Source organism: Gramella sp. MT6 (genome assembly GCF_019357415.1).
Taxonomy (GTDB): domain Bacteria; phylum Bacteroidota; class Bacteroidia; order Flavobacteriales; family Flavobacteriaceae; genus Christiangramia.
Genome location: NZ_CP048410.1, coordinates 2,793,573 through 2,818,515 on the forward strand (window position 1 = coordinate 2,793,573; position 24,943 = coordinate 2,818,515).

Sequence of the window (24,943 nt, forward strand, 5' to 3'; positions counted from 1 at the left end):
TTTAAAACTTAATTGAACCGGTATTTAATCAATCTTCGTTCCGTTGTCCCATCATCATTAAAAAAGATTTTAGAAACCTGTCTATATCGCCGTCCATAACATCGTCTACATTTCCAGTTTCTTCACCTGTGCGAACGTCCTTGACCAATTTATAAGGATGCATCACATAATTTCTAATCTGTGATCCCCATTCAATTTTCATTTTTGAGTCTTCGATCTCACGTCGCTGTTCCTGTCTTTTCTGAAGTTCTATTTCAAAAAGCTGACTTTTTAAAAGCTGCAAGGCCTTATTCTTGTTTTCGAGCTGAGAACGGGTTTCAGAGTTTTCAATAACAATTCCGGTAGGAGCGTGGCGCAACCTAACTGCTGTTTCCACTTTATTTACATTTTGACCACCGGCACCAGATGACCTCATGGTTTCCCAGCTAAGGTCTGAAGGATTGATGTCAATTTCTATGCTGTCATCCACTAACGGGTATACATATACAGAAGCGAACGAAGTATGCCTTTTGGCATTTGAATCGAACGGGGAAATTCTAACCAGCCTGTGAACACCATTCTCACCTTTAAGCCAGCCAAAGGCAAATTCACCTTCGATTTCCAGGGTAACCGTTTTGACGCCGGCAACATCTCCTGCCTGGTAATTGAGTTCACGGATCTTGAATTTGCGCTTTTCAGCCCACATTAGATACATTCTCATGAGCATCTCTGCCCAGTCACAACTTTCGGTACCACCGGCGCCCGCAGTGACTTGAAGAACCGCACTCATGCTATCTCCTTCTTCAGAGAGCATATTCTTGAACTCAAGATCTTCTATAAGATCTAAAGCTTGATCATATCTATCCTGAACATCTTCTGCTGTCGCTTCGTCTTCTTTATAGAATTCGTAGAGGACCTCAAGGTCTTCTACAAGGGTTTCGGCTTTTTCATAATCACCAACCCAGCTTTTTTCAGCATTGACCTCTTTCATGATCTGTTCAGCCTTTTTGGGGTCATCCCAGAAATCAGGAGCAAAGGTCTTTTCCTCCATATTGGTTATTTCGATCTTTTTGGCATCAATGTCAAAGATACCTCCTTAACGCAACCAGGCGCTCTTTAAGATCTCTAATGTTCTCTATTGTTATCATTCATGGTTGATTTGACGTAAAAATAGAATTAAAGGGAGTTTCGAGAAAGGATTTAACGAATATTTTTTAGTTTTAGAAAGCTTTAAAAAATCCCTTTATGCATAAGATTACCTGTATTATTCTGGCCTTCAGTATTTCATTTGCTATGAAGGCTCAGTTCCTCGAAGAAAAGGAAGATCTTCAGAAATATGAAGGTTATTTTAACTTTCATTACAATGAAAAGGAAGATGAAATTTACCTGGAGGTAGATAGCCTGGAAACTGAATTTCTTTATACTCATTTCTTAACTACCGGAGTAGGATCTAATGATATAGGTTTGGATCGCGGACAGTTAGGAGGAGAAGCCGTGGTTAAGTTCCAGAAAGCAGGGAATAAATTATTGCTTATTCAGCCTAACCAGAATTACAGGGCGATCACTGAGAATACGGCAGAAAAGGAAAGTGTAGCAGAAGCCTTTGCGAAATCAGTCCTTTTTGGATTTGAAATTAAAGAGGAAAAAGACGGGAAGTATATAATTGATTTTACTCCGTTTTTAATGCAGGATACCCATGGAGTTGCAGAAACATTGAAAAAAGGTGAATACGGCACCTATAAACTGGATAAATCAAAAAGTGCTTTGTCTCTTGAACGGACAAAAGCATTTCCTGAAAATGTTGAATTTGAAGCCCTGCTTACTTTCGAAGGAGAGCCTAAAAGCAGGACCATCAATTCTGTAGTTCCAGATGCTAAGAATATTAGTGTTACTCAACACCATTCTTTCGTGAAGTTGCCTGATAATGATTATGAAAAGCGGGTTTTTGATCCACGGAGCGGAGCGATCTTTATTTCTTATATGGATTATGCTTCGCCGGTTTTTGAGCCTATTAAAAAACGCTATGCTATAAGACATCGTTTAAAGAAAAAGGATCCTGAAGCCGAAATTAGTGAGGCTGTAGAACCGATCATTTATTATCTGGACCCGGGAACTCCTGAGCCTGTTCGTTCTGCTTTACTGGAAGGAGCTAGCTGGTGGAATCAGGCCTTTGAGAATATTGGATATAAAGATGCCTTTCAGGTGAAAATGTTACCGGAGGATGCAGATCCCCTGGATGTAAGATACAATGTGATCCAGTGGGTGCATAGATCAACAAGAGGCTGGAGTTATGGTGCCAGCGTTGTTGATCCCAGAACTGGAGAGATCATTAAAGGTCATGTTAGTCTTGGAAGTTTAAGAATACGTCAGGATTTTATGATCGCACAGGCGATGATGAATAAACCTTTTGCTGAAAACGATTCTAATCACGATCTCATGATGGAACTTGCTCTGGCCAGGATCAGGCAATTATCTGCTCACGAGGTTGGCCACACCATTGGCTTTACGCATAATTTTGCTGCAAGCACTAATGAAAGAGCTTCGGTAATGGATTATCCTCATCCCCAGTTCGAAATTAATAATGGTGAAATTGAATTCGCCAACGCATATGATACCGGAATAGGAGAGTGGGATAAAGTAACCGTGAAATATAGTTATAGTGATATTCCTGAAGGAATGGAAGAAAGGGAATATCTTAATTCTGTAATGGAAAAAGTCCGCCTTGACGGACTTACTTTTATTACAGATTCAGATGCTAGAGCAACCGGTGGAGCCCATGCCTTTGCTCATCTATGGGATAATGGTAAAGATGCAGCAGATGAACTGGAAAGGGTTCTTGAAATAAGGAAGAAAGCAATTCAGAATTTTTCAAAGGACAACATCAGGACCAATGAGCCATATACAATACTCGAAGATGTTTTTGTGCCGCTTTATTTTTTCCACAGATATCAGACAGAAGCGGCGGTAAAACTTATCGGAGGTCTGGAATACAATTATGCCGTAAAAGGAGGTAATAGCACTATTGTAAAACATCTTGATGCAAAACTTCAGGAAAAAGCCTTGGAGAGTATTCTTAAGACGCTAACTGCGGAAGAACTTGCCATCCCGCAGGATAAACTGGAACTATTTCCACCAAGGGCTTTTGGCTTTGGCAGAGACCGGGAATCATTTAAAAGTAATACCGATGTGGCGTTTGACGCTTTAGGTGCCCCGGCTACCGCAAGCGAGATGACCTTAGCTTTATTACTTCATCCGGCCAGGGCAGAAAGACTTATACAACAGCATGCATTAAATAAGGATCTTCCCGGGCTTGATTATGTACTTGAAGAAATGATAAATAAGACAATTAAAAACACGAAGAAGGATAGCTATGATTCCAGTGTTCAGAATACGATCAATTTCAATGTATTTAAGCATCTTCTTAATCTGGCGATAAATGATAAAGCCACACCTTTGGTAAGATCTGTTGCCAATCAAAAAGTTGATGAACTTGCCAACTGGTTAAGAGGTAAGGATGATCCGGTTTCAAAAGAAATGTACCGTAATATTAAAAGATTCCGGGAAGAACCTGAGGACTTCAAGCTGGAAATAAATATTCCAAAGATCCCTGATGGTTCTCCCATAGGAGCTTATTAGAAATCTATTGCTGTTGTTGGGAGGAAACCTGAACAGTATATTCCGTTTCGTTCTTGCCAGAGGAGAAAACCACTCCTTTAAGGGGAGGACAATCTGTGTAGTCTTTACCATGTGCTACTTTGATATGATTTTCAGCAGCGATTAAATTATTCGTAGGGTCAAATCCTATCCAGCCACTATTGGGTAAACAACATTCTACCCAGGCATGCATTTGTGAATCCCCAAAATAGCCATTTCCCTGGTGCAGGTAGCCTGATACATACCTGGATGGAATTCCAAATTGCTTTGCGATCGCGATGAAAAGATGAGTGAAATCTTGACATACTCCCTGTTTGATCTCCAGGATGTGACTTAGATCTGTATCAATATCAGTAACATTGGTCTTAAATGTGAATTCTTTTTTGATCCAGGAATTCAGGTCCTGAAGATTTTGAAAAAGACTGATGTTTTCATCAAATTTAAAATCAACTTCCTGAGGTAAAGTGGTAAGATCTGTAAGACGTAAGAAAACATCATTTTCAGCTCTAAATTCCAGAGACCTTAGCTCATTGTATTCATTTTCGGAAAATTCCTGAGATACCTTCTCGAAAATATTTTCTACTTTTTTTACCAGTTTAAAATCTGCAGTGAATTCAATTTCTTCAAAAGACTGCTTCGGTCGTATGCGATAGGTAGGAAAATCATAACCATTAATTGATCTCTCTATCGGGATTTTCAGCGAATTCGTGAAGGTATCTGCAATCAATTCCTGAGATTCATTGTCTTCCGGAATTATTAAAAACTGCCAAAGTGCACTGCTCGCCTTATTTTCATAAGTATTTTTGGCAACGTATTTTATGTTATAATCCAGATTCATAATGAAATTTTTGGAGCAGCAAATTAAGGTGATTTTTATGAATTAATAATGAAAATATTCATTCTGTAATTTTAAACCGATACTATTCAGATCATCCAGGATATTCTCAATAAATGCTTCCAGATCCTGTTCGATCTCTTCAATTACCTTGAACTGATACTTTGCACGTACCTTGCCAATCAAAAAGGCAGAAGAATCTTTAGATGGGTGTTTCTCCCGGGTAAGGACCATAATATGTTTACAAACTTCATTAAGGCTATTCATTACAGACCTTGGGCAATCGGTATTGAGGATCAAGAATTCCAGAGTGGTTATACTGGTTGGAGTTTGACGATAGAATCGTCTCATCATATCATAAGACTCGGCACATTTCAACAAGGTGGTCCATTCATAACTGTTCTTTAAGGTGTCACCATAACTTCCCTGGGCAATTACTGCATCCTTGAATTTGGAGTTGATAATGCGGATAACCTGCGTGGCTCTCTCGATGTTCACACCTAACATGATAATGGCGTAGACTTCATCGTGTAACAACGTACCCCGAATTTTTCCTCTTAGGATGGAAACATTTTCAGTTACCTGAACCGTAAAATCGTAAAGGCCTCGCTTTTTGAAATTCTCTACCGGGTAATTCAATACAAAATGGTAGAATTTATTGATCGACTCATATAATTCAGTAGAAATAAGATCTCTAGCAGAATTTGCATTTTCGCGAGCTAGTTTTACGTAATTAATGATCGAAAAATCTGTGTCTGGATTCAGGGCGATGTCATATAGAACTTCTTCCTCGTCCAGAGGTTTTTCAGTACGGCTAAAATCATCTGCCATGAAAAGCATGGACTGAAGCACAAATTGTCTCGACTGTGAAAGTTCATTGGGTGCATCCAGGGAGGCGAAATAGTTTACATTTAAATATCTTGCTACATGTTCAAGACGTTCAATATATCTTCCCATCCAGAACAGGTTATTGGCTACTCTTGCTAACATAAATTATTGATTGTTTTTTAAAACCCAGGTATCTTTAGAACCACCACCTTGAGAAGAATTAACTATTAGATTTCCTTTTTGTAAAGCAACACGGGTAAGTCCGCCCTTAAGCACAAAATCCTTTCCTGCGCCGAGTAAAGTGAAGGTCCTTAGATCTACATGCCTTGGTTCAAAACATTCATTATCCTCAATATAGGTAGGGTGAACAGATAATGACATGATTGGTTGCGCAATATATTTTCGTGGACTGGCCTGTATAGTTTTTTTAACCTCTTCGATCTCATCATTACTAAGCCTGTTACCAATAGAAATTCCATAACCACCGGCTTCATCTACAGGTTTAATCACCAGGTTATGAACATTTTCAAGTACATATTTCAACTCATCTGGCCTGCTGCAATGATAGGTAGGCACATTATTTAAAATTGGCTCCTCGTCTAAATAATATTTAATGATCTCCGGCATATAGGTATAAATAGCTTTATCATCTGCCACTCCGGTTCCGGGAGCGTTTACGAGGCAAACGTTTCCTTTTTTATAGGAAGCCATAAGTCCGGGAACACCCAAAGCAGAATCTGGTTTAAATTCCAACGGATCTATGAATTGATCGTCTATCCTCCTGTAGATAACATCAACTTTTTCGGGACCGTTGATGGTTTTCATGTAGACGAAGTCATTTTCTACAAAAAGATCACGTCCTTCAACTAATTCAACACCCATCGCCTTAGCCAGGTAGGAATGTTCATAGTAGGCAGAATTATAGATCCCAGGAGTGATCACCACGCAATTTGGGACATCCACGCCTTTAGGTTTTACCGTTTCCAGTATTTCCAGAAGATTTTCGGCATAATTAGTTACGGTGTAGGCTTGATAATGATTAAAAACACCGAAAAGAGCTCTTTTTAATGCGGTTCGGTTACATATCACATAACTTACTCCGGAAGGACAGCGAATATTATCTTCCAGCACATAATATTTCCCGTCTGAATGTTTGATAAGGTCTGTACCTGAAATATGATTATAGATCCCACCGGGTGGATCGAATCCGTTCATTTGATCCAGGTAGTTTACTGAAGAACTTATGAGTTCCAGTGGTACGATCCCTTCTTTTATAATATTCTTATCATGGTAAAGGTCCCAGAGAAATTCATTAAGAGCTTTACTTCTTTGCAATACACCTTTCTCTATGACTTCCCATTCCTCAGGATCTATGATCCTTGGAAAAAGATCGAATGGAAAGATCTTTTCCTTGATCTCGTGATCTCCATATACCTGAAAAGTAATACCCTGATTAAAAAAAGAAGATTTGGCTTTATTATTAAGTCTGCCAAAATCTTTTGCGGAATGTTCACTGTAAAGTTCGAATAAGGTTTTATAGGTTTGCCTTACATTATTGTTTTCGTCAAAGATCTCATCATAAAGATTAGGATCTCGATTATAAGACTCAAAGGTTGGATTGTCATTATTGCTTTTCATAGATCAGATTTGCCTTAAAATACAAATAAAATTGTTCATTTTCAGGTGTTTAAACAAAACGTTGCGAAAAATGACAGATAAACAATCAAACATTCAGAAAAATTCATATAAAAAGAAAATAGCCTGCTTTTATTGTGAATAGTGGATTTTAGAAAAAAGACATTTAAATTTTACCTTAGCATTTTAGAAAAAATTACCATGAAAGAAATAGATCTAAGAAGTGATACAGTAACCAGACCAACCAAGGGAATGTTGCAGGCTATGATGTCTGCCGAAGTTGGTGATGATGTTTATAAAGAAGATCCAACGATCAATGCTCTGGAAAAAAAGCTTGCGGATATGTTTGGTAAAGATGAGGCTTTATTTTTCCCTACCGGAAGTATGGCTAATCAAGCCGCGATAAAACTTCATACCCAGCCGGGAGAACAATTGATCTGTGATAAGTGGGCTCATGTTTACAATTATGAAGGAGGAGGCGTTTCCTTTAATAGTGGTGTTTCATGTAAGCTAGTGGATGGAGACCGTGGGATGATCAAAGCAACACAGGTGGAAGAAAGCATTAATCCACCAGATTTTTATCATAGCCCGCTAACCACTTTGGTTTGTCTTGAAAACACAACAAATAAAGGTGGTGGTGCCTGCTATGATCTGGAAGAAATAAAGAAAATTAGAAAAGTTTGCGATAAGAACGATCTTGGATTGCATCTAGATGGGGCAAGATTATTTAATGCTATTGTTAAGAATAATGAAGACCCTAAAAATTATGGAAAATTGTTTGATACCATTTCGGTTTGTTTATCCAAAGGGCTTGGAACTCCAATGGGATCAGTTCTAATTGGAGATAAAAGGTTGATGAAGAATGCAATCAGAGTTCGTAAGGTTCTGGGTGGTGGAATGCGTCAGGTTGGTTTTATGGCTGCGGCTGGGATTTATGCTCTGGATAATCATTTGGAGCAGTTGAAAAAAGATAATGCAAGAGCTTCAGAAATTGCTGAGGTGCTATCATCGCTTGATTATGTTGGTAAAGTAGAACCTGTAGAAACTAATATCATCATTTTTTACCTGGAGGATCCAGAAAATGAAAAAGCCTTTATGGATAAACTTTCAGAAAATAGCATCCGGATAAGCAATATGGGGCAGGGAAAATTAAGGATCGTGACTCATCTTGATTATTCAGAAGAAATGCATCATCAATTCCTGTCTCTACTTCAAAATATTGATCTGTAGTTTTAATTAAACTTAACTAAAGATTAGCAGGGGTTTAATAGCAATGAGGTTCAAATTCAGTTATTTTTCAGGAAAATTGATTTATGAAGAATTTGAAACCAAGACAGGAAGTTCCGGAACTGATTGTAAAGACCACTAAAGGTTTAAAATGGGATCTTCGGGATAATCAACCTGAAAATTTTACCATGCTTGTTTTTTACAGGGGCATACATTGCCCGGTTTGTATGAAATACCTGGAAGAATTGAACACGAAGATCGAAGATTTCAGAGATAAAGGAGTTAATGTTATTTGCGTAAGTTCAAATACCGAGGAACTGGCGCAAAAGACTGTAGAGGAATGGGATATTGATAATCTCAATATTGGCTATGATTTTAGTGTTGATGAAGGTAGAAAATGGGGGCTTTTCATTTCAGAAGCGACAAAGGATTCAGAACCTGAAGTTTTTCTTGAACCGGCCCTTTTCCTGATACGGCCAGATAATACACTTTATTCTGCAAGTATTCAATCAATGCCTTTTGCCCGGCCAAAGTTCGATGAGCTATTAAGATCTATCTCTTTTGTAATTAAAGATGATTATCCTGCAAGGGGAGAAGCATAAAATAGAAAAAGCCCGGGAATTTACTTCCGGGCTTTTTATTTTCTGGATATTTTCAGAAACCTTATTTCATTAATCCGTCCATTCCAGGAATATCTGGCATTCCGTCTTTAGCCGCAGCTCCAATTTCAGCTTCATTTATTTTTGTAGCTTTTTCAATAGCCTTGTTCATGGTAAGAACCAGGTAATCCTCCAGTTGTTCTTTGTCCTCAAGCAAGGAATCATCTATAGAAATATTCTTTACCTCTCTATTAGCAGTAATGGTTACTTTCAAAAGCCCATCACTGGTTTGTTCGTCTACAAGAACAGAATTTAATCTTTGCTTAGTTGCTTCTACTTTTTCCTGGGCTTCCTTCAGTTTATTCATCATGCCCATCATATCTCCAAACATATTTTTCGATTTAAAATTTATGAATTCAAATTTACTAAATTACCGCATCAAACCAGTCAAAATGAAAAGACTATTAGTATTTCTATTAGGATGCGTTACATTTGCAACCGCGCAAAACAAAAATGATTTGAAAAAAGATATTGAAGCCCCAAAAGCAAAGAAAGTAGCTAAAGAGCTTGAGAAGCATGGTGATGTAAGGATAGATAATTATTTCTGGATGAATCAGCGTGAAGATCCTGAAGTCATTGCCTACCTGGAGGCCGAGAATGATTATAACGATAAAATGACCTCCCATACTAAAGAATTTCAGGAGAGATTATTCGAGGAAATGAAAGGCAGGATCAAAGAGGATGATGAATCTGTGCCTTATAAACTGAATGGTTACTGGTATATCACCCGATTTGAAAAAGGTTATGATTACCCAATTTATTCAAGAAAAAAGGAATCCCAGGAAGCACCAGAAGAGATCATGTTCAATGTGAACAAAATGGCCAAAGACTTTGATTATTATAGTTTAGGTGGTCTTAATGTAAGTCCGGATAATAAGCTGGTAGCCTTTGGGACAGATACTTTAAGCCGAAGAAAATACACTATTAGGATCAAGAATCTTGAAACCGGTGAGATCTACGACGAGGAGATCAAGAATACCACCGGCGGATCTACCTGGGCTAATGATAATAAAACACTTTACTACACTAAGAAAGATCCTCAAACTTTGAGGTCTTACAGGATCTATAAGCATATCCTGGGAACAGATCCTGAAAAGGATGAATTGGTCTTTGAGGAAGAAGATGAAACCTTTAATACTTACGTTTATAAATCTAAGTCCAGAGAATATATCATTATTGGTTCTCATAGTACGCTTACTACGGAATATCGTTTTCTTGATGCAGATAAACCAGAAGGGGAGTTTACTGTATTCCAGCCGAGAGTAAGAGGTCTCGAGTATAGCATTTCGCATTTCGACGGCCACTTTTATGTGGTAACCAATAAAGATGAAGCTACCAATTTTAAACTGATGAAAACTCCGGTTGATGAGACCGGAATGGAGAATTGGGTAGATGTGATCCCTCACAGGAAAGATTTTCTTCTTGAGGATATCGATATTTTCAAGGAATACCTCGTGGTTAGCGAGCGTACCAATGGCCTGAATAAAATAAGGATCATTAAATGGGATGACAGCAAGGAATATTATATTCCTTTTGATAATGAGACTTACACCGCTTATACTTCCATTAATCCAGATTTTGAGACAGATCTGTTGAGGTATACCTATAATAGTCTTACAACCCCAACTTCAGTTGTTGAATATAATATGAAGACCGGGGATAAGGTTGTTTTAAAAGAGCAGGAAATTCTGGGCGGAAAGTTCGATAAGAACAATTATGTATCTGAAAGGCTTTGGGCAACAGCCGAAGATGGAACTAAAATTCCCGTATCTCTTGTTTATAGAAAAGGAACTAAAAAAGATGGAAATAGTCCATTACTACAATATGCCTACGGATCTTATGGTTCTACTATAGATCCATATTTCTCTTCAGTTCGGTTGAGTTTATTAGATCGTGGTTTTATCTATGCGATCGCACATATTCGTGGAGGGGAATATCTTGGCCGTGAATGGTACGAGAACGGGAAACTGTTCACTAAGAAGAATACGTTCACAGATTTTATTGATGTTTCAAAATTCCTTATCAAAGAAAACTACACTTCATCTAATCACCTTTATGCAATGGGAGGTTCTGCCGGTGGATTATTGATGGGGGCAGTGGTGAATTTAGCTCCGAACCTATATAATGGAGTAATTTCTGCGGTTCCCTTCGTAGATGTCGTAACTACTATGCTAGATGATAGTATTCCGCTAACTACAGGTGAATATGATGAATGGGGGAATCCGAATGAAAAGGATTATTATGATTACATGAAATCTTATTCTCCATATGATAATGTAGTTGCTCAGGAATATCCAAATATGCTTGTTACTACCGGTCTTCATGATTCCCAGGTTCAGTATTGGGAACCTGCCAAATGGGTTGCGAAACTCAGGGAGTTAAAGACAGATAATAATGTGCTCTTGCTTCATACCAATATGGATGCAGGTCATGGAGGTGCTTCAGGTAGATTTGAAGCTCTTAAAGAAGTAGCTGAGGAATACGCATTTTTACTGGATCTGGAGGGTATAAATCAATAATTAAAAAATTTGCCTTAAATTTGACCGGCCTCAATAAGTTTTATTTTAGGGCCTTTTGTAAAAAGAACTTCGATTTATGAGAGAAGACTTAAAGGTTTATGACCATGTATTGCAATTAGTAGGTAATACACCGTTAATTCACTTAAATAAGATTACACAGGATTTTAAAGGGGACTACTTCGCTAAAGTAGAATCATTTAACCCAGGACATTCATCCAAGGATAGGATCGCCCTTCATATTATTGAGGAAGCTGAAAGAAAAGGCATCTTAAAACCTGGAGACACCATTATAGAGACCACTTCCGGAAATACTGGATTTAGTATTGCAATGGTAAGCTGTATCAAAGGATATGAATGTATTCTTGCGGTAAGTTCAAAATCTTCCCAGGATAAGATTAATATGCTGAAGACCATGGGAGCCAAGGTTTATGTTTGCCCGGCTAACGTTCCTGCTGATGATCCCCGTTCTTATTACGAAGTAGCAAAAAGACTTCACAACGATATAAAAGGTTCTGTATATATTAATCAATATTTCAATGAATTGAATATTGATGCTCATTTTCACTCAACCGGACCTGAGATCTGGAAGCAGACTGAAGGAAAAATCACACATTTAGTAGCTTGTAGTGGTACCGGGGGAACTATCTCTGGAACTGCAAGATTTTTAAAAGAACAAAATCCGGATATTAAGATATTAGGAATCGATGCATTTGGCTCTGTTCTTAAAAAATACCACGAAACTCGTGAATTCGATGAAGGTGAAATTTACCCTTACCGAATAGAAGGTTTAGGTAAAAACCTTATTCCTACCGCAACAGATTTTGATGCCATAGATAAATTCATAAAAGTAACTGATGAAGACGCAGCCCACACAGCCAGGGAACTGGCAAGGACTGAAGGTCTTTTTGTAGGTTATACCAGTGGAGCAGCTATGCAGGGATTAAAGCAATTTAATGAGGAAGGTGAATTTGATGAAAATTCGAATGTGGTGATTATTTTCCCTGATCATGGATCGCGATACATGAGTAAGATCTATAGCGATGAATGGATGAACGAGCAGGGATTTTTCGATACACAACACGAGACCAACTCTCAATCTATAGAAGTGATCAAGTAAAAGTTTTTAACACTTATTAACAAAAGCATCCTATCCTTTGTAGGATGCTTTTGTTTTTCTTAGATTTCGATGTTTATAATTTACTTTGTACAATTGAGCCAAATTTCAGTATTTTTGCGGCTCGTCTAAAAAATGACCGATGAAGGATTTATTTGATAAAATTTACAAAGACAAAGGACCGCTGGGTAAATGGGCTGAGCAGGCAGAAGGATACTTCGTTTTTCCTAAACTAGAGGGACCAATTTCTAACCGGATGAAATTTCGCGGTAAAGAAGTTATTACATGGAGTATCAACGACTACCTTGGGCTAGCCAATCATCCTGAAGTTCGTAAAGTAGATGCAGAAGCTGCAGCCGAGTATGGCTCTGCTTATCCTATGGGAGCGAGAATGATGAGTGGTCATACTGATCTTCATGAAAAATTACAGGATGAACTTGCTTCTTTTGTACACAAGCAGGCAGCCTACCTATTAAATTTTGGATATCAGGGGATGGTTTCAACGATCGATGCCCTTGTCTCTAAGCAGGATGTGATCGTATATGATGTAGATGCACACGCGTGTATCATTGATGGTGTTAGATTGCATTTAGGTCAGAGATTTACCTATAAGCACAACGATATGGAAAGTATCGAGAAGAATCTTCAGCGTGCTACCAAGATCGCAGAACAAACCGGAGGAGGAATTTTATTGATCTCTGAAGGTGTTTTTGGGATGAGAGGCGAACAGGGTAAATTGAAGGAGATCGTTGAGCTTAAGAAAAAATATAACTTTAGATTATTCGTAGATGATGCTCATGGTTTTGGTACTCTTGGTAAAACAGGAGCCGGAGCAGGTGAGGAGCAGGGAGTACAGGACGAAATAGACGTATATTTCGCAACTTTCGCAAAATCACTGGCCAGTACAGGAGCATTTATCGCTGGAGATAAAGAGATCATAGATTATTTAAAATATAATCTTAGATCACAAATGTTCGCTAAATCCCTGCAAATGCAGTTGGTGGTTGGAGCATTGAAGCGTCTTGATATGCTAAGAACTATGCCAGAGCTTAAAGAAAAGCTTTGGGAGAATGTAAATGCATTACAAAACGGATTAAAAGATAACGGATTCGATATTGGAACTACACAAAGTTGTGTAACTCCTGTTTATCTTAAGGGAAGTATCCCAGAAGCTATGGCTTTGGTTAAGGATCTCCGTGAGAATCACGGGGTGTTCTGTTCTATCGTTGTATATCCGGTAATTCCAAAAGGATTGATCCTTCTTAGAATGATCCCTACGGCGACCCATACCTTACAAGATGTTGAAGAAACAGTAGAAGCTTTTTCAGCTATTCGTGAAAGACTTGAAAATGGTACTTATAAAAGACTTTCAGCTTCCGTTGAGGCAGCGATGTCTAATAAGTAATCAAAAATATTCAGATATAAAACATGCCCTGCATTTTGCAGGGCATTTTTAGTTTTATTGATTTCAGTTACTCGAGTCCTCCTTCTTCATCTATAACTTCTTCCCCTTCTTTATTAAGCTCTTCAGTTCTCTGTCTTCTTTTGTTACCTTCATTAGATTCCTCCAGGAATTCATCCATTTTATGAAGATCAAACCTATAAGAAACTCCTGCCGCTACCTGCCACTTTGATGGGGTGTCCTTAAAATTAACCAGGCCAGAAACATCGAACTGGAAGTCTTCACCTATTAAATATGCTCCTCCCGCTCGTAAAATATCATCTGCATATATATCACTCTTTATAGCCTGGTATTCTCCAAAAATCGCCAGATTTTGAGAAAGGGTATGGGTAACCGTAACTATTCCTGTGTAAGATCTGTAATCTTCAGAAAGTTTATCTGCAATAAGGTTTAATACTAAAACCCAGCGACCCCAATTGTTCTGAGTAATTATTGCTGCCTTTGGACTAAACTTTCCTTCTCCTTCGTATAAATAGGGATTATCACCAAAGGAAAAGTTAGCCCCAGCGTAAATGGAAATGGCAGGAATTAGTGTTTTCCACTTGAATCGTTGATTCGCTTTCCAGCTGTATAAATTGGGTTTGTCTTCTTCCAGACTTTTATAGGGATCAAAAATTAGATATTTGGCACCTATAGAATTTGTTTTAAAATTTCTGATTGTTGATTCACTCGTCACTCCAAGAAAATCCCTGAATATGTCCTGAGACTCAAATGAGCCGGTTAGATTCAATTCAAGATTCTCAAAAAGTAACCCATATCTTAATTGGTAATCTACGCCCCAGATATCGGTATCGGTTCCAAGTCCTGTATGTTCCTCACTCCCAAAATAAGGTCCGCTTTCAAGTTGTATAACATTGGTTCCAACAGCAAAAGCTCCCTGGGATTGTCCCGGTCTGTTCGAATTTATGGTTTCGGTATATTGAGCGTGGAGATTGGTAGCAATAATTAGAAAAAGGCTAAGTATGGCTGTTTTACGCATAATTGGTCGGGTTAGGTCTCTCAAAGATATAAGATTTATTATAATTTTATAGCCGAAGCGTCCCTGATTGTGGAGGCTTATTTTTATTTTTGTAAAAAGACTTAGAATGTTAGAAGCATCATTAACCGGGGTATTAAAAACGGTACTTATCGTTCTGTTAGTATACTTTGGTCTTAAAATATTACTTAGATTTTTTGGTCCATTGATCCTGAAGTGGTTTATGAAAAAGATGGGTCAGAAATTTGAAAAACAATTCAATCAGCAGTTTGGAGGAGCACAGCGACCTCAGGATAAAGAAGGAAAAGTTAGTATCGATAAAAAGCCGAAAAACGGAAAGCAGTCCAATAAAAATGTTGGTGAATATATCGATTACGAAGAAATTGATTAATTTCGGATTTTAGCAAAGTCACTAGACCGACTTTGTTTTACACAAAATTTGTGATCAAAATCAAAAGTCCGATTAATGGCTAAATTGAAGCAATTCTTACCTCACCTGTTAGTTCTGGCAGGTTTTATCATTTTATCATTATTTTACTTTAATCCGGTCCTGCAGGGAAAGGAAATTTACCAAAGCGATATTATTCAATATATCGGGATGGCCAAGGAGCAAAATGACTTCAGGGCAGAGACCGGGGAAGAACCATATTGGACCGATGCTGCATTTGGGGGAATGCCTACATATCAATTAGGCGCTTACTATCCTCACAATTATGTAAAAAAACTTGATACAGCCTTGAGATTTCTGCCCAGGCCGGCAGATTATCTCTTTCTCTATTTTATAGGTTTCTACATTCTACTCCTTTGTATGAAGGTAGATTATAAACTTGCCTTTTTAGGTTCAATCGCCTTTGGATTTTCAACCTATCTGATCATAATTCTGGGAGTTGGTCACAATGCCAAGGCACATGCAATTGCATACATGCCTATGGTGCTTGCCGGGATCATAGCCATTTTCAGGCATCGCAACATTTGGAGCTTTCTTGTGCTTACGGTAGCCATGGCGCTCGAGATTCAGGCAAACCATTTCCAGATGACCTATTACTTGCTGTTATTGGTAATAGCTCTGGGCCTAGCTTATCTTATTGATGCTTATCGAAAAAAAATGCTCCCAAGGTATTTTAAAGCTTTGGGCATCATGGTTGTTGCTGTTGTGCTGGCAATAGCAGCTAATGCTACGAACCTATTGGCAACGAGCGAGTATACTCAATTCAGTACACGTGGAGAATCTAATCTTACAATTGAACCTGACGGAAGCTCGAAGCAGAATACAGGTTTAAGTTTTGATTATATAACCGAATACAGTTACGGAATTTTAGAAAGTTTCAATCTGATGGTTCCAAGGTTCATGGGAGGTGGAAGTTCTGAAAATATTGGAAGGGATTCTAACTTATACAATGCTTTAAGGGAAATTGGAGCTTCGCCGGTCCAGGCTGAAGGTTTTACGGAAAGTGCTCCAACCTACTGGGGTGATCAGCCATTTGTAGGGGCACCAGCTTATATTGGGGCTACGGTAATTTTCTTATTTGTTTTCGCTTTGTTCTTGATAAGGGGAAGATTAAAATGGTGGATCGTAGGTGGAAGTCTGCTGGCTTTATTTTTGAGCTGGGGTAAGAATTTTGAGTTCTTTACTAAGTTTTTCATCGAATTTGTGCCGTTGTATGATAAGTTCAGAGCGGTTTCTTCTATACAGGTTATTCTGGAACTTTGTTTGCCTATGCTTGCCGTTATGGGCCTTTATAAGCTATTCCTGACTGAAGTTAAAAAGGAAGAAAAAATATATGCCTTAAAATGGTCATCGATCATTACAGGAGGCTTATTACTAATATTCTTATTGTTCAAATCAATTCTATTCGATTTTGAAGGAGCAAATGATGCAATGTATTCTCAACAGTTCGGAATGGACTTCATGAAAGCCCTCGAGGAAGACCGAAAAAGTATTTTTACTACCGATGTAATTCGTTCTTTGGTATTTGTATTGCTTTCGGCAGGGCTTATATGGGGATATTTGAAAGCTAAACTGAACAGAAATCTGCTAATTGGCGGGTTTTGCATTCTTTTATTAGTAGACCTGATTGGAGTTGACAAAAGATATGTGAATGAAGAAGATTTTGTTCTGGCCAGGGAGATGGAGCAACCATTTCAAAAATTAGCTGCAGATGAAGCTATCTTAGAAGATAATGGTCATTACAGGGTTTTTGATGTTTCCGGAAGTCCATTTAATACCGGTAGAACATCATATTATCACAATGCACTGGGTGGTTATCATGCTGCAAAACCCGGTAGAATTCAGGAACTGTACGATTTCTATATCTCAAATAACAACATGGAAATATTGAGCATGTTAAATGTGAAATATTTTATTGTTCCGACTGAAGAAGGTACTCAGGCCCAACAAAATCCAAATGCCTATGGAAATGCCTGGATCGTAAAAAATATTAAATGGGTAGAAGGTCAGGACCAGGAAATGTTGGCTCTTAAAGATACAGATCTAAGAAATACTGCCATGATCAATTCGAAATTCCGGGATGTTGTTCAGGAAGATTTCAGTTTCGATCAAGGAGCAACCATTGAGCTGATAAGCTATCAACCTAATAATCTTAAATATAAATTTAATGCTGAGTCAAATCAGTTTGTGGTTTTTTCTGAAAATTATTACCAACCCGGCTGGCAGGCATACATTGACGGCGAACCTGCAGAACATGCTCAGGTAAACTACGTTTTAAGAGGAATGAATGTTCCGGCAGGGGAACACGAAATCGTATTCAAATTTGAGCCTGAGGTAGTGAAGACTGGTAGCAGTATCGCCCTCATAAGTTCTATTCTCATTGGTCTTGTTTTTATAGGCGGAATTGGTTTCGAGCTGAAAAAGAGAAAGTGATCTTTTGATCTTATACCTGAATGAAAAAAGTTCTCATTATTACATATTACTGGCCACCGGCCGGTGGCCCCGGGGTTCAACGCTGGCTTAAATTCGTTAAGTATTTAAGAGATTTTGATGTTGAACCTGTGGTCTATGTTCCTGAGAATCCAAGTTACCCTATCATTGATCATAGTTTTGAAGCTGAAATTCCAGAGGGGATAAGAGTATTAAAGAAAAAGATATTTGAACCTTATTCGATCGCTGGAATTTTTTCAAAAAAGGATACTGAAACCATTAGTTCCGGGATCATTCAGAAAGAAGAAAATCAGTCTGCACTGCAAAAGGCAATGTTATATATTCGGGGTAATTATTTTATTCCCGATGCCCGCAAGTTCTGGGTCAAGCCGTCGATTAATTTTCTAAAGCAGGAACTTAAGAACGGCAATTATGATGCAATCATAACTACCGGGCCTCCCCATAGTTTACATCTAATTGGTTTGAGTCTAAAAAAGGAATTAGGTTGTAAGTGGATCGCAGATTTCAGAGACCCCTGGACACAGATAGGTTATCATGAAAAGCTTAAATTAAATGAAAGCTCTAGGAAAAAGCACGAACAACTGGAAAGTGAGGTGCTGAATACTGCAGATCATATTATTACCACCAGCTTCACGACCAAAACTGAATTTGAGACTAAAACGTCTCAACCAATCACGGTAATAACTAATGGTTTTGATTCTGAAATTCATGAAAAATCGGTCGATCAAAACAAATTTCAAATAGCTCACATTGGATCATTACTTTCGGGTAGAAATCCTGAAAATCTATGGAAAGCGCTACAACAATTACTGGAAGAAAACAGAGGTTTTCAAAAGGATTTTCGGCTAAGATTAGCAGGGAAAGTTAGTGAAGTAGTTCTGGAAAGTATTCATAATGCTGGTCTGGAAGATTATCTGATTAATGAAGGGTATGTTAGCCATTCAATGGCATTGGAAATGCAAAGGGAGGCCTCCGTTCTTTTACTGATAGAAATAGATTCTAATGAAACCAGAGGAATTATTCCCGGGAAGCTTTTTGAATACCTGGCCTCAGGGTCTCCTATTTTGGCAATAGGCCCTGATAATTGGGATGCTGCAAGGATAATTTCAGAAACGAATTCCGGAAAGGTTTTTTCTTATACAGATGTACAAAGACTCAAAGGTCACTTATTGGAAATGTTTAAAAAATATTCCCATGGAGAACCTGGTTCTGCATTACATGATATTGAAAAATATCATCGCCGGACCTTGACCGGTAAACTTGCCAACTTAATTAAGCAGATTTAGATGGGAATAATAATTAATCAGTCCTTAAAAAATATGGTAACCACATATGTTGGTTTCGGTATCGGGGCTGTGAATACGTTATTTCTTTTTACATATTTTCTGGATCAGGAATATTACGGACTCGTAAGTTTCCTGTTATCGGCAGCTAATCTTATCTGGCCGTTCCTGGTATTCGGAGTGCACAGTACTCTTATTAAATTCTTTACCTCCTACAAAACCAGAGGAGATCAGGACAGGTTGTTGAATTTTGTTTTGGTAATTCCAGCAGTGGTGGGATTGATCTTAGGGACTATTGGTCTTATATTTTACAATTACCTTCTCGATTATTTTCAGGGAGAGAACAGTCTGGTGCAACCTTACGTCTGGCTTATTTTTGTGATAGCTCTGGCGACCGCTTATTTTGAAGTTTTCTTTTCCTGGTCTAAGATCTACTATAAAAGCGCATTCGGGAATTTGATGAAGGAGGTTTTTCACAGGCTTTGTATAAGTCTGCTTCTATTTGCTTTCTATTTTAAATGGATAAATGTAGAGTTCTTTATTTACAGTATTTCGGGAGTTTTTGTTTTCAGGACTATTTTGATGGCTATGTATGCTTTTTCACTTCACAGACCCAAATTCAGTTTTAAATTCCCAAGGAATCTATCTCCGGTATTAAAATACTCTTCTCTGATACTTCTGGCAGCCTCTGTAGCCACCGTTCTATTAGATCTGGACAAAGTGATGATAGAACACTATCTACCCATCGAGAACGTCGCTATTTACGGAATTGCGGTTTATATAGCTACCGTCATCTCTGTTCCTCAAAAAGCGATGCACCAGATCACCAATCCGCTTACTGCTGAAATGTTGAACAATAAAGATAAATCTGGGCTTAAAGATCTATATGAAAAAAGTTCCCTGAACCTCTTAATTGTTAGCGGACTCATTTTTGTCTGGATCATTACCAATGTGAATTCTTTGTATGAATTGATCCCTGAAGAATATGAGATCAGTATTTTGATCGTGTTGTTGATCTCGCTGGTTAAGTTATATGATAATTTTCTGGGCAATAATAATAGTATTCTTTTTAATTCAGATTATTATCGCATTGTCCTTGGGGTAGGGGTGATCCTGGTTTTGGTAGCTTTTGTTCTTAATATTCTTTTTATTCCTGAGTATGGAATTGAAGGAGCGGCAGTAGCTAGTTTTATAGCATTTTCTCTTTATAATACTTCGAAAGTATTCATAGTATTCAAAAAGTTTAAAATTCATCCGTTTACTACTAAATCTACCTGGGCGTTATTATTAACGGCCTTATTTAGTATTGGATTCTATTTTCTGAATTTCCCACTACATGCGGTTATTAATATTGCTGTAAAAGGAACGCTATCAGGTGTTTTATATCTTATTATCGTTTACTACCTAAGATTTTCTGAAGACCTCAATTTGATGATAGATAAATTTCTGAAAAGGTCATAAAACGAGAAAACCCTATCAGCGTGGGAGCGTCAAGGGTTTTCCAACTAACCAACCAAAAAATTAAATTATGAACTTGTCATCTATAATCTATTATTCACATTTCGTGCCGAACTTCTCGATCCAGAAGATTTTTTTGTTCTAACAGACTGAGATCTTGAAGTTCCCGAATTTGTTCTAGTTCTAACAGAAGAACTGCTCTGTCTTGTTGGACGCTTTACAGCAGCATTCCTTTCAGAACTTCTAGTGCTTTTTTCTATAGTCCTACCTCTGGTTACAGGAGATGAACGCTTAATTCTCGTGTTTGTCTTATTCTGAATTGATCTATCTCTGGAAACCTGTGTAGGTCTTTCAACCCTGTTTGAAGTTCGATTTTCAGTTCTTGACCTAACAGAAGAGTTTTGATTTTGTGGCGATCTAACAGAACGCTCTCTAACTGTACTTTGTCTTTTTTGAGTGCTATTTCCAATTTTGGAAGACCTTCCCCTGGAATCTGTACTTCTCTCGTTTCTTTCACTGTATGTTCTCGGAGATCTGTTATTTACAATACCTCTCGTGTTCCGTGCCGATTTCACTCTGGAGCTTTTATTCCTTTCAGAATATACCCGGTCTCTTGATACACTTTCCCGGGTGGCTGCTCTATTGTAATCATTACTGTTATTTACATAGGCGATATTGCGCTTTGAGCTAGTCCTTCTACCGTGATTATATGATCTCACTTTTTGAGAAGGTCTGTAAAAGTTCTTTCTTCTATTATTTTTAGAATAATAATTATTGTAAACAGTTACATACTTGTTATATGAAATTCTCTGAGGCTCATAATATGCGCGGTAAGGTCTACCGAAAACTATACTAACATTTACATTTGGACGACGGTAATAATCATGCCATGGTCTGTAAACATAGCGTCTATTATAGTGATTAATATATCCGCTGTAGTGAGTTATGTGATGGTGATTATTGTAATGTACATGTAAATTACCTACCCTGGCCAGTCTACCAAAGTTATTATAACTAAGGTATATGTTTCCAGCCTGGATGATCCTGCCATAATAGTCATAATACACCGGTACATTTTCAATTTGAATCACTGCTCCGTAGTCGTCGTACTGAACATAAGGATCATAATTATAACCTCCATTATAACTTATGTTTACATTCGGGGTTGAAAAATGTACCGAATTTCCTCTTCTGAATTCCGGATTATAATAAAAATCGAATTCACCATTTGGGTAAACCGCAAATTCAACTCCTCCTTCAACAAAGATGAATGAATCGTTATAATTATAATAATTAGTGGTGGCTGGTTTTGAATTTACGGATGCCGATACTGACCATCCAATAAATAAGAATGCGAAAATAAGGGTCAGGTTTCTCATGGTAGTAGAGTATTTAATTATGAACATTTCACTATTAAATACAAAGTACGTGCCAAAGTCCGTAAATGCTGGACTAGCAAAGCTTTACTCCACTTTGTGATGATCTAAAAAACTGATATTTAATTCATTATATTTTCAGGATAGTTTCTCCTCCAGATATTTTGAGGTGTAGGATTTTTTATTCTTAGCAAGTTCCTCCGGGGTTCCCTGTCCCACAAGGTATCCACCTTTTTCACCCCCTTCCGGACCAAGATCTATAACCTGGTCTGCACACTTTACTAGATCCATATTATGTTCGATAACAATTACCGTGTGTCCTTTCGAAATAAGAGCATTAAAGGATTTCAGAAGTTTTTTGATATCATGAAAGTGTAATCCTGTAGTAGGTTCATCAAAAATGAATAACGCCTTGGTTTTAGTGTTTCCTTTAACGAGGAAAGAAGCAAGTTTTATTCTCTGGGCTTCACCTCCAGAGAGGGTAGAAGAGCTTTGTCCCAATTGCACGTATCCTAACCCAACATCTTTAAGTGGCTTTAATTTCTTTACAATCTTGTCCTGACCATGATCTTCGAAGAATTTGGTGGCATCATCAATGGTCATATTAAGAACATCATCTATGTTCTTATCATGAAAGGTTACTTCCAGCACATCTTTTTTAAACCGCTTACCATTACAGGTTTCACATTCAAGATGTACATCTGCCATGAATTGCATTTCTATAGTAACTTCGCCTTCACCTTTACAGGTTTCGCATCTACCTCCGTCGACGTTAAAAGAGAAATGTTTGGCCTTGAAACCTCTTAATTTTGCTAGCCTCTGGCTGGCAAAAAGGTTTCTTATATCGTCATAAGCTTTGATATAAGTCACAGGGTTAGACCTGGAAGATCTCCCAATAGGATTTTGATCTACAAATTCAACTGTCCCAAGGCTTTTGAAGTTTCCTTCCACGCCGCTAAACTGGCCTGCTTTCTCTCCATAGCCACCTATTTCTTTTTGCACTGCCGGGTACAAAATTTTTCTTACTAAGGTACTTTTTCCACTTCCAGATACACCTGTGATCGCTGTAAATATTCCCAGTTGAAATTCAACATCGATATTCTTCAAATTATTTTCCCTGGCTCCAAGAACTTTTATTTTATTCTTTGAAGTCCTTCTTTTTTCAGGAACTTCAATTTCCATTTTACCATTAAGGTAGCTCGCGGTCAAGGAATCAGACTTCAGGATATCTTTCATGGTACCAGTGGCTACCACATAACCACCATTTGTTCCTGCTTCGGGGCCAATATCGATAATCTCATCAGCGGCATTCATGATCTCTTCATCATGCTCTACCACAATAACTGTATTTCCCAGATCGCGTAAATTCTTTAAAACTCCAATTAGTTTTTCGGTGTCTTTGGGATGAAGACCTATTGATGGTTCATCCAGAATATACATAGATCCAACCAGGCTACTTCCTAATGATGTCGCCAGATTGATCCTTTGAGATTCTCCCCCAGATAATGTATTGGATTTTCTATTCAAAGTAAGATAGTCTAGACCAACATTTGAAAGGAATTCTAGTCGGTTACGAATTTCGGTTAGAAGTCTTTTAGCTATTTTTTCATCATACTCATTCAGTTCGAGATCTTTAAAAAATGCTCTTACTTTATCCAGTGGTTTTTCAACCAGGTCTGTAATGCTATGATCATTAATTTTCACGTACTGAGCTTCAGGTCTTAGCCTTTTGCCTTTACAGGCCGAGCATTTTGTTTTGCCTCGGTAACGAGAAAGCATAACTCTGTTCTGAATCTTATAAGCTTTACTCTCAAGAAATTCAAAAAATTGATTTAATCCTTCAAAATATTGATTCCCATTCCAGATAAGGTCTTTTTGCTCATCACTTAGTTCAAAATATGGTTTATGAATAGGGAAGTCGAACTTGTGTGAATTGTTCACTAACTGATCTCTATACCAGCTCATACTATCACCTCTCCATGGGAAGATGGCATTTTCGTAAACTGAAAGGCCCGTATTTGGAATAACTAGGTCTTCGTCGATCCCAATCACGTCTCCATATCCTTCACATTTAGGGCAGGCGCCGTAAGGATTATTAAAACTGAATAGATGCACGTTAGGTTCCAGGAAACTCATTCCGTCCAGCTCAAATTTGTTGCTGAAGTGTCTTGAGCTGTTATCAGAAAGCTTTTCGATGAACAATTCTCCTTTACCTTCAAAGAAAGCAGCTTCTATCGCGTCTGCAAGGCGATTATAAAAATCCTCTTCATCTTTGGTAATGATCCGGTCTACTACCAGCCATGTATTATCATCTTTGGCTTTGGAAAGATCGGTTTCATCGATCCTTACCACATCATGATCAAGTTTAATGCGGCTATATCCCTGTTGAGCAAGAATTTTGATCTTTTTTTCCAAAGATCTACCTTCTTCCACATGAATTGGAGCAAGAAGGAGGAGCTTTTCTCTTTCTGGAAACGCCTTTACATAATTTATTACATCTGTGACCGTGTCTTTTTTAACTTCATTTCCAGAAATAGGAGAGTAGGTTTTACCAATCCTGGCGAAAAGCAATTTCAGGTAATCGTAAATTTCGGTAGATGTACCCACGGTAGAGCGGGGGTTAGTTGAATTTACCTTTTGTTCAATTGCAATGGCAGGGGCAATCCCCTTTATATAATCTACTTTTGGTTTATTGAGCCTGCCCAGAAATTGTCGAGCATAAGAGCTAAGACTTTCTACATACCGGCGTTGACCTTCAGCATAAAGTGTATCAAAAGCAAGACTGGATTTTCCAGAACCCGATAATCCGGTGATCACCACCAGCTTATTTCTTGGGATCACCGCATTTATATTTTTAAGATTATGCAGCTTTGCACCTTTAATGATTATGTTCTGTTTGGGGTCTACCTGTGATATATCTGTTGTCATTCTCAATTTCTGCTAAAAGCGCAAAGTTACTCATAATGAAGCGGGAAAGAAAGCCTATAAAAACCTATAGTATTGTTAAAAATTTAAGGTTTTGTTTGTATTTCTCGATTT

General features: G+C 38.0%; 18 protein-coding genes. 10 read left to right on the forward strand and 8 right to left on the reverse strand.

Annotated elements, in window-relative coordinates:
* Nucleotides 1–28 precede the first annotated feature (28 nt).
* A protein-coding gene (prfB, locus tag G3I01_RS12530; protein WP_219548366.1) for a peptide chain release factor 2 occupies nucleotides 29–1,127 on the reverse strand; the annotation gives its coding sequence in 2 pieces (ribosomal slippage) (nucleotides 29–1,063 and nucleotides 1,065–1,127; 1,098 coding nt in all).
* 97 nt (nucleotides 1,128–1,224) lie between these two features.
* Here prfB and G3I01_RS12535 point away from each other — a divergent pair.
* On the forward strand, nucleotides 1,225–3,615 hold the full coding sequence (locus G3I01_RS12535) for a zinc-dependent metalloprotease (RefSeq protein WP_219548368.1): 2,391 nt from the start codon (nucleotides 1,225–1,227) through the stop codon (nucleotides 3,613–3,615).
* A 4-nt stretch (nucleotides 3,616–3,619) separates the two neighbouring features.
* On the opposite strand, the gene G3I01_RS12540 is transcribed toward G3I01_RS12535, so the two are convergent.
* The 3 genes from G3I01_RS12540 to G3I01_RS12550 are packed head-to-tail and all read right to left on the reverse strand — an operon-like array spanning nucleotide 3,620 to nucleotide 6,934.
* Complete coding sequence (locus G3I01_RS12540; RefSeq protein ID WP_219548369.1) at nucleotides 3,620–4,471, reverse strand: transglutaminase family protein; 852 nt, start codon at nucleotides 4,469–4,471, stop codon at nucleotides 3,620–3,622.
* A gap of 42 nt (nucleotides 4,472–4,513) precedes the next feature.
* On the reverse strand, nucleotides 4,514–5,458 hold the full coding sequence (locus G3I01_RS12545) for an alpha-E domain-containing protein (protein ID WP_219548370.1): 945 nt from the start codon (nucleotides 5,456–5,458) through the stop codon (nucleotides 4,514–4,516).
* Between the two features lie 3 nt (nucleotides 5,459–5,461).
* Entirely contained in the window at nucleotides 5,462–6,934 is a 1,473-nt protein-coding gene (locus G3I01_RS12550) for a circularly permuted type 2 ATP-grasp protein (RefSeq protein ID WP_219548373.1), read from the reverse strand.
* Nucleotides 6,935–7,132: 198 nt separating this feature from the next.
* Between G3I01_RS12550 and G3I01_RS12555 the strand changes: the two genes are divergently transcribed.
* Together G3I01_RS12555 and G3I01_RS12560 are read left to right on the forward strand one after the other, a co-directional pair.
* The gene (locus tag G3I01_RS12555) at nucleotides 7,133–8,161 is read left to right on the forward strand and encodes a GntG family PLP-dependent aldolase (RefSeq protein ID WP_219548375.1); all 1,029 of its coding nucleotides are present in this window, start codon (nucleotides 7,133–7,135) and stop codon (nucleotides 8,159–8,161) included.
* 83 nt (nucleotides 8,162–8,244) lie between these two features.
* Entirely contained in the window at nucleotides 8,245–8,760 is a 516-nt protein-coding gene (locus tag G3I01_RS12560; RefSeq protein WP_219548377.1) for a redoxin domain-containing protein, read from the forward strand.
* A 61-nt stretch (nucleotides 8,761–8,821) separates the two neighbouring features.
* Here the strand turns inward: G3I01_RS12560 and G3I01_RS12565 are convergent, their stop codons facing one another.
* A complete protein-coding gene (locus G3I01_RS12565) occupies nucleotides 8,822–9,148 on the reverse strand; it encodes a YbaB/EbfC family nucleoid-associated protein (RefSeq protein WP_219548379.1) in 327 nt (108 codons plus the stop codon).
* Nucleotides 9,149–9,209: 61 nt separating this feature from the next.
* On the opposite strand from G3I01_RS12565, the gene G3I01_RS12570 reads away from it, so the two are divergent.
* From G3I01_RS12570 to G3I01_RS12580, 3 genes are all read left to right on the forward strand, one after another.
* Nucleotides 9,210–11,336, forward strand: a complete 2,127-nt coding sequence (locus tag G3I01_RS12570; RefSeq protein WP_219548381.1) for a S9 family peptidase — start codon at nucleotides 9,210–9,212, stop codon at nucleotides 11,334–11,336.
* Between the two features lie 76 nt (nucleotides 11,337–11,412).
* The gene (locus G3I01_RS12575) at nucleotides 11,413–12,453 is read left to right on the forward strand and encodes a pyridoxal-phosphate dependent enzyme (RefSeq protein WP_219548383.1); all 1,041 of its coding nucleotides are present in this window, start codon (nucleotides 11,413–11,415) and stop codon (nucleotides 12,451–12,453) included.
* 139 nt (nucleotides 12,454–12,592) lie between these two features.
* Nucleotides 12,593–13,855: an aminotransferase class I/II-fold pyridoxal phosphate-dependent enzyme gene (locus G3I01_RS12580; protein ID WP_108171395.1), complete on the forward strand. Its 1,263-nt coding sequence runs from the start codon at nucleotides 12,593–12,595 to the stop codon at nucleotides 13,853–13,855.
* Nucleotides 13,856–13,922: 67 nt separating this feature from the next.
* Here G3I01_RS12580 and G3I01_RS12585 read toward each other — a convergent pair whose 3' ends face one another.
* Nucleotides 13,923–14,891 carry a transporter gene (locus G3I01_RS12585; protein ID WP_219548385.1) on the reverse strand — a complete coding sequence of 323 codons (969 nt, stop codon included), beginning with the start codon at nucleotides 14,889–14,891 and terminating at the stop codon, nucleotides 13,923–13,925.
* Nucleotides 14,892–14,997: 106 nt separating this feature from the next.
* Here G3I01_RS12585 and G3I01_RS12590 point away from each other — a divergent pair, with 106 nt between their 5' ends.
* The 4 genes from G3I01_RS12590 to G3I01_RS12605 all read left to right on the forward strand — a co-directional run bounded on the left by G3I01_RS12590 (nucleotide 14,998) and on the right by G3I01_RS12605 (nucleotide 20,531).
* Entirely contained in the window at nucleotides 14,998–15,279 is a 282-nt protein-coding gene (locus G3I01_RS12590; RefSeq protein ID WP_108171397.1) for a DUF4834 family protein, read from the forward strand.
* Nucleotides 15,280–15,354: 75 nt separating this feature from the next.
* Complete coding sequence (locus tag G3I01_RS12595; protein ID WP_219548387.1) at nucleotides 15,355–17,769, forward strand: YfhO family protein; 2,415 nt, start codon at nucleotides 15,355–15,357, stop codon at nucleotides 17,767–17,769.
* Nucleotides 17,770–17,789: 20 nt separating this feature from the next.
* Entirely contained in the window at nucleotides 17,790–19,073 is a 1,284-nt protein-coding gene (locus G3I01_RS12600) for a glycosyltransferase family 4 protein (RefSeq protein ID WP_219548389.1), read from the forward strand.
* A gap of 33 nt (nucleotides 19,074–19,106) precedes the next feature.
* Nucleotides 19,107–20,531 (forward strand): polysaccharide biosynthesis C-terminal domain-containing protein, encoded by a 1,425-nt coding sequence (locus G3I01_RS12605; protein ID WP_347708991.1) that lies wholly within the window; start codon nucleotides 19,107–19,109, stop codon nucleotides 20,529–20,531.
* An 80-nt stretch (nucleotides 20,532–20,611) separates the two neighbouring features.
* On the opposite strand, the gene G3I01_RS12610 is transcribed toward G3I01_RS12605, so the two are convergent.
* Nucleotides 20,612–21,907 (reverse strand): hypothetical protein, encoded by a 1,296-nt coding sequence (locus tag G3I01_RS12610; RefSeq protein WP_219548393.1) that lies wholly within the window; start codon nucleotides 21,905–21,907, stop codon nucleotides 20,612–20,614.
* 135 nt (nucleotides 21,908–22,042) lie between these two features.
* Nucleotides 22,043–24,832, reverse strand: a complete 2,790-nt coding sequence (gene uvrA, locus G3I01_RS12615) for an excinuclease ABC subunit UvrA (RefSeq protein ID WP_219548395.1) — start codon at nucleotides 24,830–24,832, stop codon at nucleotides 22,043–22,045.
* Between the last annotated feature and the right edge of the window lie 111 nt (nucleotides 24,833–24,943).